The organism is Shewanella phaeophyticola (genome assembly GCF_025398315.1).
GTDB lineage: Bacteria > Pseudomonadota > Gammaproteobacteria > Enterobacterales > Shewanellaceae > Shewanella > Shewanella phaeophyticola.
The window spans coordinates 2,449,327-2,466,930 of record NZ_JAODOQ010000001.1; the positions used below are offsets into that span (position 1 = coordinate 2,449,327).

General features: G+C 42.5%; 8 protein-coding genes and 2 pseudogenes. 5 read left to right on the forward strand and 5 right to left on the reverse strand.

Annotated elements, in window-relative coordinates:
* Nucleotides 1-47 precede the first annotated feature (47 nt).
* From ligA to smc, 3 genes and pseudogenes are all read right to left on the reverse strand, one after another.
* Complete coding sequence (gene ligA, locus N4T56_RS11430; protein WP_390904039.1) at nt 48-2,060, reverse strand: NAD-dependent DNA ligase LigA; 2,013 nt, start codon at nt 2,058-2,060, stop codon at nt 48-50.
* Nucleotides 2,061-2,265: 205 nt separating this feature from the next.
* Nucleotides 2,266-3,243 carry a cell division protein ZipA gene (zipA, locus tag N4T56_RS11435; protein WP_390904040.1) on the reverse strand — a complete coding sequence of 326 codons (978 nt, stop codon included), beginning with the start codon at nt 3,241-3,243 and terminating at the stop codon, nt 2,266-2,268.
* 21 nt (nt 3,244-3,264) lie between these two features.
* Nucleotides 3,265-6,688: pseudogene (gene smc, locus N4T56_RS11440) on the reverse strand (chromosome segregation protein SMC).
* A 160-nt stretch (nt 6,689-6,848) separates the two neighbouring features.
* Here smc and cysZ point away from each other — a divergent pair.
* The 3 genes and pseudogenes from cysZ to N4T56_RS22490 form a co-directional block, all read left to right on the forward strand.
* A pseudogene (cysZ, locus tag N4T56_RS11445) lies at nt 6,849-7,542 on the forward strand (sulfate transporter CysZ); the annotation flags it as partial.
* A 255-nt stretch (nt 7,543-7,797) separates the two neighbouring features.
* The gene (locus tag N4T56_RS22485) at nt 7,798-8,787 is read left to right on the forward strand and encodes a carbohydrate binding family 9 domain-containing protein (RefSeq protein WP_315903039.1); all 990 of its coding nucleotides are present in this window, start codon (nt 7,798-7,800) and stop codon (nt 8,785-8,787) included.
* A gap of 84 nt (nt 8,788-8,871) precedes the next feature.
* Entirely contained in the window at nt 8,872-10,143 is a 1,272-nt protein-coding gene (locus N4T56_RS22490; protein WP_315903040.1) for a hypothetical protein, read from the forward strand.
* A 64-nt stretch (nt 10,144-10,207) separates the two neighbouring features.
* Here the strand turns inward: N4T56_RS22490 and N4T56_RS11455 are convergent, their stop codons facing one another.
* A complete protein-coding gene (locus N4T56_RS11455; protein WP_261733308.1) occupies nt 10,208-11,437 on the reverse strand; it encodes a response regulator in 1,230 nt (409 codons plus the stop codon).
* Nucleotides 11,438-11,474: 37 nt separating this feature from the next.
* Complete coding sequence (locus N4T56_RS11460; protein WP_261733309.1) at nt 11,475-12,596, reverse strand: beta-ketoacyl-ACP synthase III; 1,122 nt, start codon at nt 12,594-12,596, stop codon at nt 11,475-11,477.
* A 388-nt stretch (nt 12,597-12,984) separates the two neighbouring features.
* Between N4T56_RS11460 and cysK the strand changes: the two genes are divergently transcribed.
* Both cysK and N4T56_RS11470 read left to right on the forward strand, forming a co-directional pair.
* Nucleotides 12,985-13,950, forward strand: coding sequence for a cysteine synthase A (gene cysK / locus N4T56_RS11465; RefSeq protein WP_261733310.1), 966 nt, complete (start codon nt 12,985-12,987; stop codon nt 13,948-13,950).
* A 687-nt stretch (nt 13,951-14,637) separates the two neighbouring features.
* Nucleotides 14,638-17,499, forward strand: a complete 2,862-nt coding sequence (locus N4T56_RS11470; protein WP_261733311.1) for a TonB-dependent receptor domain-containing protein — start codon at nt 14,638-14,640, stop codon at nt 17,497-17,499.
* Nucleotides 17,500-17,604 lie beyond the last annotated feature (105 nt).

Below are 17,604 nucleotides of genomic sequence, written 5' to 3' on the forward strand. Positions count from 1 at the left end.
TCTTATCGACGGCAATAAACATAAACTCAGTCTTCATCACGTCCAGATTAATCACTTGCATTGAGCAAGTCTAATAATCCTTGCTCGTCAATCACTTTAACGCCAAGTTCTTGCGCTTTTGCTAATTTCGACCCTGCTGCCTCACCTGCTACCACACAATCGGTGTTTTTAGAGACACTGCCAGCCACTTTGGCGCCCAAGGCTTGTAGCTGCGCTTTGGCATCATTTCGATTAAGCTGGGTTAGCGTCCCCGTTAACACCCAGGTTTGCCCCTTAAGGCTTAACTGCGACTCATCTGCTTGCTCTATCACTGGCCAGGTAATGCCAGCCTCAAGTAACTGTTCAATGACTTCAATATTATGCGGTTGTGCAAAAAATTGGCTTATGTGTTTAGCCACCACTTCGCCCACATCACTCACTTCAAGTAACTGTTCAACACTTGCAGTGCGGATCCGTTCAAACTCAGCAAAATGCTGGGCTAGGTTAGCCGCTGTGGCCTCGCCGACTTCTCGAATACCTAAACTATACAAAAATCGCGCTAATGTCGTGGTTTTGGCTTGCTTAATTGCGTTAACGATATTAGTGGCCGATTTCATTGCCATACGGTCTAACATAGTGACAGCAGAAGCTGTGAGCGAAAATAAATCCGCTGGGGTTTTCACTAATTCTTTATCAATTAATTGTTCAACAAGTTTATCACCCATGCCATCAATATTAAGCGCTTTCCGTGATGCAAAGTGTTTAATGGCTTCTTTGCGCTGGGCTTCGCAAAATAATCCGCCACTGCAACGCGCAACGGCTTCGCCTTCTAAACGCTCAACCACACTTTGACACACAGGGCAATGTTGCGGAAACACAATATCTTGAGCATCATCAGGGCGCTGCTCTGCCACAATGGCAACAATTTGTGGGATAACATCACCTGCTCGGCGTATAATCACAGTGTCGCCTATTTTAACCCCAAGGCGGGCAATTTCATCAGCATTATGTAATGTGGCATTAGAAACGGTTACACCACCGACAAACACAGGCTTTAAGCGGGCTACTGGTGTTACCGCGCCAGTGCGACCCACTTGAAAGTCAACAGACTCAAGCAAGGTCATTTCTTCTTGTGCCGGAAACTTATAGGCTATCGCCCATCGTGGTGCCTTAGCAACAAACCCTAACGACTGCTGCTTAGTAATGTCATTAACCTTAATCACTACGCCATCGATTTCATAATCAAGTTGACTACGACGTGTCATAATATCTTGATAATAAGCAAAGACTTTTTCGACAGAGTCACACACTTTCACTTCTTGACTCATCGGTAACCCCCACTGTTTAAGTTGGGTTAACTGGCCAAAATGGGTCAATTGCATCGGTTGCGATTCACCTTCGACAACACCCAGAGCATAGGCGTAAAAACCTAGGGCGCGCGAAGCGGTAATTTTACTGTCTAACTGACGTAAACTGCCTGCTGCGGCGTTTCGCGGGTTAACAAATACTTTGTCGCCTTTGCTGATTTGGCGTTGATTTAACGCCTCAAATGCCGCTTTAGGCATAAAGACTTCACCACGTACCTCAACCAGTTCAGGAAAGCCTTCGCCACGCAGTTTAAGCGGAATTGAGCGAATGGTGCGGACGTTTTCTGTAATGTCTTCGCCCACTGAGCCATCGCCGCGGGTCGCCGCACGTTCAAGCACACCGCTACGATAAGTAATCGACACCGCTAAGCCATCGAGTTTAGGTTCGCAAACATAATCAACTTGATCGACCTTATCGGTAATACGTTTGTTGAATGCGTCAAAATCACTTTGTTCAAAGGCATTATCTAAACTGAGCATCGGCTTTAAATGAGTAATTTGATCAAACTTTTGTAATGCCATACCGCCAACTCTTTTGCTTGGCGAATCTGACAACGTAAATTGTGGATATTCACCTTCAAGTTGAATCAAACGTTGCATCAATCTGTCGTATTCAGCGTCGGGGATCGAAGGCGCATCATCAACATAATAGCGAATGTTGTGTTGATTGATGGTCTGAGTCAGTTGATCCATTTCGGTTTGAATTGGGTGCATTTGGGTATCCGTCATACAAGGGTTAACTTAAATTTTTCATCAAATAGCATAGACCGCTATTGCCGATGGGAATAAAACAATTAAGGCCGCTGCTGCGGCCTTAAAGCGGTAATGTTCAATACTATATTGAGCTTCTACTTACGCAGCATTTACACGTCTTATGTAGTCTTTTTTAGTGGCTTCAGACCAGGGTTGACGTTGGCCGTCAAGCAGTTCGGCTACCTAAGTCATCAGCAATTTGGTACGCCGAGTTAAGCATAATGGTGAAGTTCATCATTGGGTCGCCATATGCTGGTAAAGTCATAAACATGACCACGCCCTGGGTAACAAATTGCTCCATGTTATCTGGGTCAAATACCCCAGGCTTTAACATATTTGCCAGTGAAAACAAAACTTTCCCCGTGCCAGCGTTATCGATATGACGATGAAAAATATCCATATCGCCAAACTTAAAGTTAAGTGATAACAAGCTTGGCAGTAATTCAGCGCCGTTAATTTGCTCACCCGGTTTCGCCACAACATGCAGTACTAACACATCAGTTGGTTCAATCGGTTCATCACTTTGCGGCGCGGGGTCGGCTTTAGCTTCAGCAGCAACCGAAGGCTGTACTTGAGGCTCGGTTTCGACGGTTTGTGGCGCCTCGCCAAGTATGAGCGGTTCAACTTTGGGAGGAACTGGGTGTGCTGGCTCAGGTTTTGTTGGTAGTGGTTTTCCTGTATAGCTTTCTAATTTGCCAGTGCTGGTTGATGAATTAACAATCTTCTTCGGGGTACTTAAAGAAGCATTAGCAGTTGATTTCACTTCTGGTACCTGAGCGTCATCTGCAAATAATGGTTGTTGAGTCGGCTGCTGCGTTTTTGCAGGCGTTTGCTCAAATGCATCTTGCAGTGGCGTATCACTTAATTTGGGCTCAGTTGGCTTTTGGCTTAAATTGGTTTTTAACACCGGTTTAATGACTGTTTCTTCCACTTCGTCAGCTTTGCGTACTCGCACTTGACCAATACCATCAGCATCGAACCCTTCTGAGTCTCTTCGTTGAGCTTGGTTTTTGTAAAATCCGGCCATCGGACTTTGCTTCATCGATTTAGGTTGTTGTTTTCTAATTGACCAAAAACCGTGCACTAACACCGCAATAATTGCGATCGCGCCTAATATAAACAACACCAATTGTAGATCTTTCATTAGTATCCCTGTCTTTCTAATTTATACCGCATCGGCTAAGGCAACTGCGGCTTCAATGTCCACTGCGACTATCCTTGAAACGCCTGGTTCATGCATAGTAACGCCAATGAGTTGATCAGCCATTTCCATCGTTATTTTATTGTGACTGATATAAATAAATTGCACGCTTTGTGACATTTCTTGCAATAAACGGCAAAAACGTTCGACGTTTGCGTCATCCAAAGGTGCATCAACTTCATCTAACATACAAAAAGGTGCTGGATTTAGTCTAAAAATAGCAAAGACTAATGATAAAGCGGTTAACGCTTTTTCTCCACCACTAAGTAAATGTATGGTGCTATTCTTCTTACCTGGCGGTTGAGCCATGATGGTGACTCCGGTTTCGAGCAAGTCATCATCGGTGAGCGCTAAATAAGCTCGACCACCGCCAAACACTTTAGGGAACAACTGCCCTAAATCGTGATTAACCGCTTCAAATGTTGCTTTGAAGCGGGTTTTGGTTTCTTTATCTATCTTTCTAATGGCATCTTCTAACGTGGTTAAGCCCTTATTTAGATCATCATCTTGACTGTCTAAATAAGCTTTTCGCTCACGTTGAGTTTCAAATTCTTCAATTGCCGCGAGGTTAATTGCACCTAAACGACTAATTTTTTGTTTGACCTTTTCGAGCTGTTCGGCTTACACATTTGCCGTTGCATGTTCGGGCATGTCAGCAATCACTTGTAGTAACTGAATTTGCTGCTCTTGCAGTAATTGCAGTTGTGCATTTGCTTGCCCTTTTAAACCCTCACGACGTAACTTTAACGCGCTTATCTTTTGAGTCAAGTCTTGTAACGCTACAAGCTGTTGTTTTTGCATCAATACTGAGCTATCAAAACTGGTTTGCAGCTCGGCTTGTTGGGCATATTTTGTTGCAGTTGTAGCTGAAGGGCTTGCTGTTGCTCAAGCGCTTGCGTTAACTGAGTGATAATTGAGCAATTTGATGTTCGCCACGCTGATGTTGGTTGTCTTGCAACATTTTTTGCAGCTGAGTGTATTGATTTGATAATTCGGTCTGTTTTTCTGTTTGCTGTTGTAATTGTTGCAAGCCAAGCGCTTGTTGCGTGGCATGCTGTTGCACTGTAGTTTGTTGTTGTGTCAGCTTGCTGACAGCCTCTTGCCGTTTGGTTTTGGTTTCTCGTAATTTAGCCTGGCTATTTTGCCATGCATGTTGCGCCACTTCATGTTGATTAATGGCATCTGCCATTGCTTGCTCTTGGCTGGCAATCTGCCCTTCATAGGCTTCAATCTGCATTTGCTTGTCGAGATACGTTTGCTCAAGCTCAATAAGCAAATCATGACATTTTTGTTGTTTTAACTGCTTTTCATCACGTTGTTGTTGCAAACTGCTTACGGTTGATTGCAACTTAGTTTGTTGTATTTGTAATTGATGACTGCGTTGTTGCACTTGGCCTAATGCAAGTTGAGCAGCAGCCACTTTTTGTGTGTGTTCGGTGAGCTGCAGCTGCGCAGAGTTAAGTTGATGCTCTAGCGCTTCTAGCTCTGAACTGAGTTCGCAGCGCTCTTGACTTAACACAATGGCAGACTGACCTGATTGAGTATGATTTAACACAAAACCATGACCGACTAAGTAGCCCTCTTGGGTGGCAATGTATTGATCATCTGCAATTTGAGTCAGCAACTGGGTTGCTTCATCGAGACTCGTTGCCCAAATAACTGATTTCAGCCAAGGCGCGAGGTTGGCCTGGGTATTAAGCGCCTGATTGCTTAGTATTTCACCTTGAGTAAAACCAATGCGACTGGGTGTTGGCTTACCTTGCGCTTGCGTCAGCACTGGCAATTGGCTCAGCCCTTGCAATACCATATCAACGGCTTTCTCCCAACCGGGTTGTACATCAACCACTTGCCATAGTTGCAGGCCTTCGGCTTGTGTGTGTCCGGCGAGTAATTCATCAATTAACTGCAATCGAGAATGTCGATGAGTCATGGTTTGCTTTAGACTTTGATACGCCTCTCGATGCTGCTCAACCGTGTGTTGCAGCGCACTGACTTGCTGTTCAAATTCTTGCTGTTGTTCAAGGGTTGCGCTGAGGGTTTGCTCCAACGCAGTAAGTTGGGTTTGTGCATCAAGCAATTGGTTTTGACTGTCTTGTTGATTTAGCGCTGCCAGTTCTTGATTAAGTTGCTGTTTTTGGCGTTCATCTTGTTGCAAGCTTTGTTGTTGATGCGTCAAACTCGATTGCGACAGCGCCAACTGCATTTTAGTGGTCGCTAGCGTTTCTGCGTATTGAGTAAGTTGTGATTGTTGCTCATCACAGGCGTCTTCAACAATTGATAGCTGCTCGTCAATGATATCGAGTTCACTTTGTGCTTGCTCAGTTTGTGGCGCTAAAGCATCCGCTTGAGCCACAAGTTTTTGATAGTGCTGGTTTAAGTTTACTATGGTGCGCTCGCCAGTGGCTATTTGTTGTTGTAATCCACTGATTTGCTGCTGTAACTGAGTATCTTGCTGTTGTTGATGCTTAAGTTGCTGCTCAAATTTAGTGATATTGTTGCCGGTAAGATAATACTGCTCAACTAACTTATGCTCAGCGTCACTTAACTCTTCAAGCTGCTGTTTAAGTTGCGTCACCGCGGTTTCGCTATGTCTGCTGGTTGTTTGCAACTGTTCGGCTTGTGTTTCAAGCACGCTTGACTCTTGGTCAAGTTTGTCAGTTTGGCTTAATAATTCTTGATAGCGGATCACTAATAACTGACTGTGCAATAAACGCTCGTTCGTTTTAAGCTCGCGGTACTGTAAAGCCGCTTTAGCTTGTTGTGATAACTTGTCGAGCTGCGAGCCTAATTCAACTCTAATGTCGTTTAAGCGTTCAAGATTTTCTCGGGTATGTCGAATGCGGTTTTCGGTTTTGCGGCGGCGTTCTTTATAGCGCGAAATGCCAGCGGCTTCTTCAATAAACACTCGTAATTCTTGCGGCTTAGATTCGATTAAGCGTGAAATGGTCCCCTGTTCAATGATCGCATAACTGCGCGGTCCAAGGCCGGTACCCATAAACAGGTCGGTAATGTCTTTACGACGACACTTTTGACCATTTAAAAAATAGGTTGATTCACTGTCGCGGTTGACCTGCCGCTTAACGGAGATTTCTTGGTAACTGGCATATTGTCCGGCTAAGCGGCCTTGGGAATTTTCAAATACCAGTTCGACACCGGCTACTGAAATCGGTTTGCGGGCAGATGAGCCATTAAAAATAACATCGGTCATCGAGTCGCCACGTAGATTTTTGGCGCTACTTTCTCCCAGCACCCAACGCACGGCATCAATCACATTGGATTTACCGCAGCCGTTTGGACCAATAATTGCTGATAACGCATTATCAAAAGGGATTTTAGTTGGGTCTACAAACGACTTAAATCCAGCAAGTTTTATTTGTTTTAATCTCATGTTGCCAGTTCAGGTACGCATTAAAAGGAAAAAGCAGCTCACTTTAGCAATTGAGCCGCATTTTGTAACGATTTTTATCCTTTTGAAACAGTTTAACGCTTGTTTTATTGCCGTTGGCTGGTCAAAATTAACAGCATGAGTCACAAAATAGGCGTGTTAGATGATAAATAACTCTCAAAGCATTAAGAAGAGCGGCGTTAATTATTTTATTCAAGGCTTTCAATTGATTAAACAGCCGGGGTTACGCTCGTTTGTTTTTATCCCATTAATGATCAATCTCATCCTTTTTGCTGGGGCTATGTACCTTGCTGTGAGCCAACTGACAGTGCTGTTTGATTGGATGAACGGTCAACTACCTGACTACCTTAGTTGGTTGCACTTTTTTTTATGGCCATTAGCGGTGTTAACCATGCTTGTGGTGATGTCGTTTATATTCAGCTCAGTAATGAATTGGTTAGCCGCCCCCTTTAACGGCTTACTTGCTGAAAAAGTAGAACAGCACCTCACGGGTAAAAACTTAAATACCGGCACATCAATCGATATGGTCAAAGATTTACCACGGATCCTTGGCCGTGAATGGCACCAAATTGAAATACTACTTACCCAGAGCATTACTGTTTTTGGTGTTATTTTGGGTGCCTGTCATTGGCCAAACTGCCGCACCTATATTGTGGTTTTTATTTACCGCTTGGATGATGGCAATTCAATATTGTGATTACCCGTTTGACAACCATAAGGTTGCTTTTAATGACATGAAATTTGCCCTAAAAAATACCAAAGGCTCAAGCTTCAGTTTTGGCGCAGCTGTGACATTGTTTTCTATGATCCCCATTGTTAATTTTATTGTGATGCCCGTGGCCATTTGTGGTGCAACCTCAATGTGGGTAGATAAATATCGTGAAGCCTATAAACACCCAACGATTGCCCCAGAGTAATCGCTATTTATAGACACTAGCCTGCTCAAATGAGCGGGCTTTTTTATTACCTAACCTCATCATCAACAACATAACCCGTAACAATTCATTGATACATTATTTACAAGTCAGACCTGCCATAAGCACTAATTTTTGCGACAATACATAAAATAACAATAACGAGAAACCATAATTGTGATTAATTCTTTTCGTGCGCTATTGACTGTAGGTCTTTTATCTTGCCTATTGTCACCATGCGTTTTTGCAGGGTCAAGTCAACAATTTCATCTAGACATACCAACCGTTAATCAAGAGATTAACGTTGATGGCGACATTAATGAGCTAGCCTGGCAACAGGCTGCGCAAGTGATGCTGCAATATGAAACCTCGCCCGCAGAAAATACCGCTGCCCCGGTTAATACGTATGCCAAAGTGTTTGCCTCGAACACCAGTTTGTATTTTGCTTTTATTGCCCACGACCCTGCACCAGAGAATATCCGCGCCAATTTAAGAGACAGAGATAATGCATGGGGCGACGATATGGTGGGCATTAAACTTGATACCTTTAACAATGCCCGCTTGGCTTATCAGTTTTTTATTAATGCCTATGGGGTACAAAGCGATTCAATTGAAAATGAACTCACCGGTCAAGAAAGTGATGCCTGGGATGGTATTTGGTATAGCAGAGGCAAAATAACCGAACAAGGTTATCAAGTTGAAATCCAACTGCCACTGCGCTTATTTAACTTTGATGATCGACACCCCATACAAACATGGGGGATAGAATTAATCCGTTTTTATCCTCGTAATGAAACTCATCGCTTGTCGACTCACCAAATTGATCGCAATGTGTCATGTCAGCTTTGCCAACTCGGTACAGTCTCTGGCCTTGCCGGTGCAACTCAAGGTAAAGACCTGCAATTAACCCCCTCACTGGTCGCCAATCAAAATAGTCAACGTGATGTTGCGCCCACAGTACCATGGGCAGACGATACCAATGTTGAAGCTGGTTTAGATTTACGCTGGGGGATCACGCCAACCACCTTATTAAATGCCACCATTAACCCTGATTTCTCTCAGGTGGAGGCTGATGCCGGCCAATTAGATGTGAATAACACCTTCGCCCTATTTTTCCCTGAAAAACGCGCCTTCTTTTTAGACAACAAAGACTATTTTGATATCTAATTAGATTTACTCCATACCCGAAATATTGGCTCGCCAGATTATGGCGTAAAGCTCACCAGTAAAACCGATGACCATACTTTTGCCGTGTTGGCCGCCAATGACATTCAAAGTCAATTTTTGGTGCCGGGCAATTTAAGCTCCGATATTGCGATAATAGATGATACGAGCCATAACGTTGCCAGTCGGTATCGTTTTGATCCCAGTAAGCAGTTTTCGGTGGGCGGTTTGCTAACCTTAAAGCAAGCCGATGATTATCATAACTACCTTCTCAGTGGCGACATTAAATATCAACCGACCAAACAAGATACCTTTACCGCGCAATATGCGCACTCGGTTACCCAATACCCTGATGAGTTTTTTAATCAGTTTTGCGGTAGCGACGATTGCGCTCAAGTCGAGGATGATTGTGACATTGGAGAATGCGCGATTAACGAACGAGTACTGCGCACCCAAAAAGACGGCGAATTTAATGACGGTATGTACAAGATCGCTTATGAACATCAACGCAGAAATTGGTATGTGTCGAGCCAATATGAATCGATTGGCCGAGATTTTAGAGCCGACTTAGGCTTTATTGATAAAGTTGATTTAGCTAAATTTGTGGTGGGCGGCGGCTATACTTGGTATCCAGACGGCCACTTCTTTAACCGAATTGAATTTGGTGGGGATTGGGACATTACCCATAGCCAAAATCATGAACGCCTAGAACAAGAAACTGAGATGTTTGTTGAGTTTGAAGGTGGTTTGCAAAGTTACATTGCCGCTGGAGTTATTGAGCGCGAACGAGTCGGCAGACGCCATGACCCTAGCGATATTGCCATTAATGGTAACACCACCATGTTTGAAGAAACCTTAGGTTGGTTTTACACTCATTTTACGCCAATAGGTTCACTCAAGTTAGAACTGGACATGTATTTTGGCGATGACATTGATTATGCCAATAACCGCCCTGCATCGGTCAATATGTTCAATCCAGGCGTTGAGTGGAAAATAACCGAGTCATTAGTGCTCGACATTTCACATCGTTACCAAACATTGGATGTTGACGATGGTCGCTTATTTACAGCAAACCTTAGTGATTTAAGATTAAACTGGCAATTGACACTGAACAGTTTTATTCGGTTAAGCAGTGTTTATACTCACATTGAACGCGACCCAAGCCTGTATTTATACCAAAATCCAAATAGCCTCTATGAAGACTTAGGTAATGAGTTGCTTTATGGTTATAAATTAAACCCGCAAAGTGTATTTTACCTTGGTTACTCAGATGCTTTTATCGCAAATGATGACATAGATTCGCTGACTCAAAATGACAAAACTTTTTTTATGAAAATGAGTTACGCGTGGTTATTATAGCGCGGGCAATAAAAATGCCGTTGATGGTTACATTCAACGGCATAATATTGTCATTAAGTCTGCTTTATTGGCTAATCACCTGATTACGACCCGCCGCTTTGGCTTGGTAAAGCAGTTCGTCTGCGCGGTGTAAAGCGTGATCTAACGACTCAGTACTTTTAGTCGTCACTCCACAGCTAAATGACACGGTTAAATCACCTGCCGTCGTGCTGATAGGGTTTGCTTCACATTGGCCGCGAAACTTGTTCATTAGGGTGGTAGTTTTCGTGCTGTCTAATCCTTTAAAAGCCACAACAAACTCTTCGCCACCAAAACGTGCAACGGTAAAATTAGCGCCAAATGCATTTTCAAGCCGCTGAGCAAATTCAACTAACACTTGGTCACCCACATCATGACCATAGGTATCATTAATTTTTTTGAAAAAATCCAAATCAATTAATGCCACTGACAAGGTCCCTGACTCACCCTCATTAGCATTGTGCTCAGTGAAGAAGTAACGCCGTGTGTAGGCTTTGGTTAAATAGTCGCGGTTAGCTTTCGCCCACAAGTTGCGCATCATGTCGAGCGAGTCTAATGTGTTAAGCACTCGACAATGAAATTCTTCATGCACAAACGGTTTTTGCAAGAAATCATCGGCACCATTTTTAATAAATTTGGCTGACAAACTTTCGTCATTGTCATTGGATAAACCAATAATGGCGATGGCTTCGCGATTATAGCTTTCACGTATTCGCAAGATTAACTCAACGCCATCGATGTTTGGCATATTGTAATCGGTGATCAGCAGCTGAATATCTGGCTCGCGTGCTAATATCGCGAGTGCCTCTTCGCCATCATTGGCTTCAATCACTTGGAACAAATGATGCTCAAGTAACATACGCACAAACTTACGGCTCACCACAGAATCATCGGCCACTAACACTTTAACGTACTGATTACGATACAATCTATCGATTAGCTTAACGACATACTGATAGCTGTAGCGGTTATCTTTCGGGATATAATCAACAATACCGAGCTTAAGAATATCGCGACGTTGGTTCGCGTCTAAATTACTGGTCAGCACAATACATGGTGTCTTGTATGACGATAACACCAGACGCACTATGTCACCATTTGAAGCATCGGGTAAGTTTAAGTCTGCAACCACAACAAAATATTGGTGTTGCTCCAACAGCGCCAAAGCACTGGACATATCTGGAGCAACATCGACCTGGTAACCAAGTTCTTGCATAATCAAATGTTTTAAGATTTTAGATACGGTTGTACTGTCTTCAACAATCAATATACGCAATATATTCACCTTAATTACGGTGGCCTAACGCGGCCACTTAACACTTCTCTAAAACGATACTACCTATCGAATATCCAGCCCCGAATGAACACAGTAAACCTAAGTCACCAGTTTTAAAGTCTTGGTTGTATTTATGGAATGCAATCACGGATCCTGCTGATGCTGTATTTGCATACTCATCAAGAACGATAGGAGCTTGTGAGGGTTCGACATTATCACCAAGAAGCTTCTTCACTACAAACAAATTCATGTTTATATTGGCTTGGTGCAACCATAAACGCTTAAATTCATCAGGTTTTATCTGCTCGTCAGTAAATTGAGCATCTAAATGTTGGTAAATCATTGGCAGTAACTCTTTAAACACTTTACGGCCTTGTTGATGAAACAATTTATCGGCACTGTTTGCTTGCTCGGGATCGCAGCGGTTAACAAAACCAAAGTTGCTGCGGATATTGCTTGAGTAGTCAGTGACACAACGTGTCGATAACACGCTAAACGCGTGTTCTGAGGTTGACAGCTCTGCACGCTCAACCACAACGGCGGTAGCCACATCACCAAAGATAAAGTGGCTATCACGATCGCGGAAATTGATTTGCGGCGAAGTTAACTCAGGGTTAATCACTAATACACGATTGGCGGTTCCACCTCGGATAGCATTAACTGCATTGACAATCGCAAAAGTGGCAGACGAACAAGCCACTAACATGTCGTAAGCAAAACCTTTGGTACCCATGGCTTGTTGGATTTCAATCGCAATAGCTGGGTAAGCCCTTTGGGTATAAGCACACGCTACAATGACTAAATCAATATCTTCAGCGGCAAGGTTCGCTTGCGCTAACGCTTGTGTTGCTGCAGTAATGCCCATTTCAGCTTGCATCGATAATGCTTCAGACGGCTTATCGGCAATTAATGGCATCATCACGTCGGTGTCTAAAATACCCTCTTTAACCATAACATAACGACTTTTAATGCCTGAAGCCTTTTCAATAAACTCACTTGATGAGTAGGCTAAAGCAGCAGTTTTACCGGCTTCAATATCGGCGGCATGCTGTTGGTTAAATTGGTCTACGTAACTGTTATAACAGGTCACTAATTCATCGTTAGACACGCTATAAGGAGGGGTATATAAACCGCTACCAGAAATCACAACTTTATTCATTTTGCTCTACCATTATTAGTAAGTGAGTGAGTTAATGCCCATCAACGAAAAGACGTTCCCATGACTTGAGTTAAACATGATGACCTTAATTATGGCCATCACCCTCAAGATCAGTCTTATCGCATCTCAGTTGAGCGAATTAACTTATTGCAGCTATTCTAGTATTTTATATTTTGTTTTCGTCATACTAAATTAAATTTGCATAATGGTCAGACCATCAGCAGGCGTTTATTTACTCTAAACGTTGAATTTGCCCCCTAAAACCGTCATTTTAGTATAACAGCATAATCGCTAATAACTAAAAAGAATAAAGAAGAACAAACTTTCACTTCTAAATATTGTGCAGCCGATTATGATTAGACAATGCAACCATAGGAGCAAATCATCCATGAGCAAAATTTTCGAAGATAATTCATATACTTTAGGTAATACCCCACTCGTCCGTTTAAACCGTGTTAGTAACGGTAACGTGTTAGCAAAAGTTGAGGCTCGCAACCCAAGCTTCAGTGTTAAGTGTCGTATTGGCGCTAACATGATTTGGGATGCCGAAAAGAAAGGTTTGTTAACTAAAGATATCGAGCTGATTGAACCAACATCAGGTAACACTGGTATTGCGCTTGCTTATGTTGCTGCAGCTCGTGGTTACAAACTAACCCTAACGATGCCTAACACCATGAGTTTAGAGCGTCGCAAATTGCTTAAAGCATTAGGTGCTAACTTAGTACTGACTGAAGGCGCTAAAGGCATGAAAGGTGCGATTGATAAAGCAGAAGAAATTCGCCAGTCAGCACCAGAAAAGTATTTAGTATTAGGCCAATTCAGTAACCCTGCTAACCCTGAAATACACGAAAAAACTACCGGCCCAGAAATTTGGAGCGATACCGATGGTGAAGTTGACGTATTTGTTGCCGGTGTCGGTACTGGTGGTACGCTAACAGGTGTAAGTCGTTACTTAAAAGCACAAGGTAAAACCATTACCTCTGTCGCCGTTGAGCCTGTAGATTCACCGGTTATTGCCCAAGCTTTAGCTGGACAACCTATTCAACCAGGTGCACATAAAATCCAAGGTATTGGTGCAGGCTTTATTCCTGGTAACTTAGATTTATCAATTATCGACCGTGTTGAAGCTGTGAGTAACGAAGAGTCAATTGAAATGGCACGCCGTTTAATGAAAGAAGAAGGTATCTTAGTGGGTATTTCTTCTGGTGCAGCGGTTGTAGCGGCTAATCGTATCGCGGCATTACCTGAGTTTGCAGACAAAACCATCGTTGTGATACTGCCATCGGCTGCAGAGCGTTATTTATCTTCTGCGTTGTTTGCAGGTGAGTTTGGTGACAGCGAAAACGTACAATAAGTAATACCTACCTGATGTAAGTCAATATCAGGCCGACAACAAAATGCCAGCAGCTTTGCTGGCTTTTTTTATCCAAGACGTTACACCCCTTTGTATATTGTCACTTTGTATATTGTCACTTTCTATATTGCCTCGCTGTTGATTAAACGAATTGAAATAATTTACTCAACACTGGATTCAACCAAAATACATATGCAATCAAAGTGAATGCATATGCAATTATGAATGATAGTAAATATATTTTTTTGTCTGTTATGCTAATTGCCTTAAAATATCGAATCTCATTTAAATAAATAACAAATGATGATTTATATCAAAATAAACCACATCTTTACTTTTTTTCATCATAAAAAAATCCATATAAAAAACACATTACAATAACATTGTATACTTAATACAACGGCAGAAAACATCTCGCCACACTTCGATTTGACACTTCATTAACAAATTCAGCTTTTGTAAATATCAACGCTGACAAATTTGCATTAAAGTCGTACAGTTGTTTTTTATTTGTGAACTTAAATAACAACTTACGTTAATACTTAATTGGTTACAAACCCCAAATACCCCTGTTGTATTTTATGCACTTTATGGTTATACACATGCTTGTGTAATGTTACGTCAATACGGCACGCCCAATATTGACGGCATATTCACCATAATAAAAAACATTTCTGGGAGTGATAAATGCAAGTTAATTCAAAATTAGCCAATGCGGTGCGCGTTGCGTTAATAAGTGGTGTCGCCTTATCGGCCACCACATCAATCAACACTTTTGCTGAAGAAGCAGTTGAATCAAATGTTGAACGTATTTCAGTAACGGGTTCACGTATTATTCGTGAAGGTGCCATAGCGCCAACACCTGTGACCGTGATTAGCGGTGACGAATTATTATCAACAGGTGTAACGAATATTGGTGAAGCGCTAAACCAATTACCCGCCTTAGGCAGTACTTCCTCACTCGCTAATTCAGGTAACTCAATTGGTACTTCAGGTCTTAACGTACTTGATTTAAGAAGTATGGGTACAGCCAGAACCTTGGTATTAGTTAACGGTAAACGTCACGTATCAAGCTCTGCTGGTACATCGTCTGTTGACGTTAATACAATCCCAAGTGTGTGGATTGACAAAGTTGAAGTGATTACCGGTGGTGCATCTGCTATTTATGGTGCCGATGCGGTAACCGGTGTGGTTAACTTTATCTTAAAGAAAAACGTTACCGGTTTAGATGTTTCTGCTACCAAAGGTTGGGCTGACGATAGCGGCTTTAACAAAGACCGTTTCTCTATTTCTTACGGTAAAGACTTTGCCCAAGGTGACGGTAACATCGCTTTTGCTGTTGAATACAGCTCACAAGAGCAGCTTAATGCATTTGATAGAGACCAAACCTCAACATCTTATGCAAGTTTAACCAATACCACTCGTCCTCTTGATGTTGACGGGAACCCAATAGACTCAAATACCCCTTCAGATCCTGATAAGTACTTAACCCCTAATGCTGGCCATTACAGTATTAGCAATGCAGGTACAATGTATTTAGACGGATGGAAAACCTTTAACGCTGATGGCTCGCTAAAAGATGTTTATTTAGGTCAAAATGTTGATGGTATTCGTTGTTCTGATTGTGATTTCACTAACTTAAACCAGTTTGTGATTTTACAGCCAGAATTTGAACGTTATAACGTTAACTTTAAAACCAACTATCAACTGAACGATGACCATAATGTGTATTTTGAAGCTAAATACGCTAACAGTCAGTCTAGAGACGAAGGTCAGCCAGCATTTTTCTTTGCTGACCCAACCAATGACATCAGCATCGATAACGCGTTTATCAGCTCTGAGCTTGTGTCTCTGATGCAAGAAAATGATGTTGACAGCATCAATATCCGCCGCTTTATGACTGATTTAGGTGTGCGTGTTGAAGATGACACTCGCGAAACCCAACGTTATGTACTGGGGTTTGAAGGTGTTGTTTTTGAAGATTGGGATTACGACCTGTATGCCGTTTATGGTCAAACTGATCTTGAACGTATTAACAGCAACAACCTTGTTTTCAGTCACTATGAAAATGCACTAGATTCAATTTTAGTTGATGGTGAAGCCGTTTGTCGTGATGAAGCCGCAAGAGCTGAAGGCTGTGTACCGGTTGATATTTTTGGTTACGGCGCGCCAAGCCAAGAAGCCATTGATTATATCAATACAACATCAAAAGGTACCTCTGTCATTAAACAAACTGTGTTAGGCGGCACCATGACAAACTCAGGTTTGTTTGAGCTTCCTGCGGGTTATGTGGGGTTCTCTACGGGTGTTGAATACCGTAAAGAACAAAGTGAAATTTTTGAACCAGACAATGCTGAAGGCACCTTCTTCAACGTTTTAGGCGAAGACAAAGGCGAATTTGACGTTAGCGAAGTTTTTGCTGAAATCACTCTACCGTTACTTGCTGATTTACCCATGGTTCGTCAGTTAGATCTTGATTTAGCAGTGCGTTTTGCCGATTACAGCACCATTGGTAATGCAACAACCTGGAAAGCTGGCTTAAGCTGGGAAGTTGATGACGAACTTCGAGTTCGTACCACTTATGCTGAAGCGATCCGTGCCCCTAACATCAGTGAACTTTATGGCGCAGCAAGTCAAACGTTCTTTAGCGTTAACGATCCATGCCGTACGTCTAACCTAAATGATTTAAGTGACTCATCTATACGCGAAGCTAACTGTTCAGCGTTAGGCGTTTCAAGCAGTTTTGACTCAGATTACGACGACAAAACCCTCGAAGGTTTAAGCGGCGGCAATGAAGAGTTAGAAGAGGAAGAATCAAAAAGTTACACTCTCGGTGTGGTCTATCAGCCAAGCTTTATTGATGGCTTATCAATCACAACTGACTACTGGAACATTGAAATCGAGAATGCTATTAGCGCTGTAGGTGCTCAGGATATTCTTGACCGCTGTGTTGATTCAACAAATGGCGTAAATAACCAGTACTGTAGTTTAATCACTCGTGATTCAACCACAGGCGAAGTGACTCAAATTAGACAGTTTGCATTAAACATCGCTGCACTTGAAGCCGCAGGTATCGACTTTGATATCAGCTACACCTTCGAAGCATTTGAAGGCGATGTTCGCACTAATTTAATTGCCACGCATTTACTAAAACGTGATGACTACTCTTTCCAAGATGAGCCAGACACATATGAAGAGTTAGCAGGTACTGCAGGCTACGCTGAATGGCAAGCCAACTGGAGCATCAGCTTTGCACTTGATAACTGGGATTACTCTTGGAGAACCCGTTACATTCAGGCGGTAGATTTATACACTAACTACACGTTAGACAACAACGCTAACCCAAGCAGTGCTATGGCATACGGTGATTACTATATTAGTGATGCATCTGTTGCCTATACCTTCGACTCAGGCATAATGCTGAAATTTGGTATCGACAACATATTTAACCGTGACTTACCTTACGGTACTACAGGTACTGAAGCTGCAAGTTCAGCTTATGACAACGTAGGTCGTTACTTCCACACGACAGCAACATATCAATTTTAATGGTGAGTTGTTTTAATTAGTGGTAAGCAAACGGCATCTTCGGATGCCGTTTTTTATTTATCAGGCCATTAAAACGTGTCCATAACTTGAGTTGAGGTAAATTAC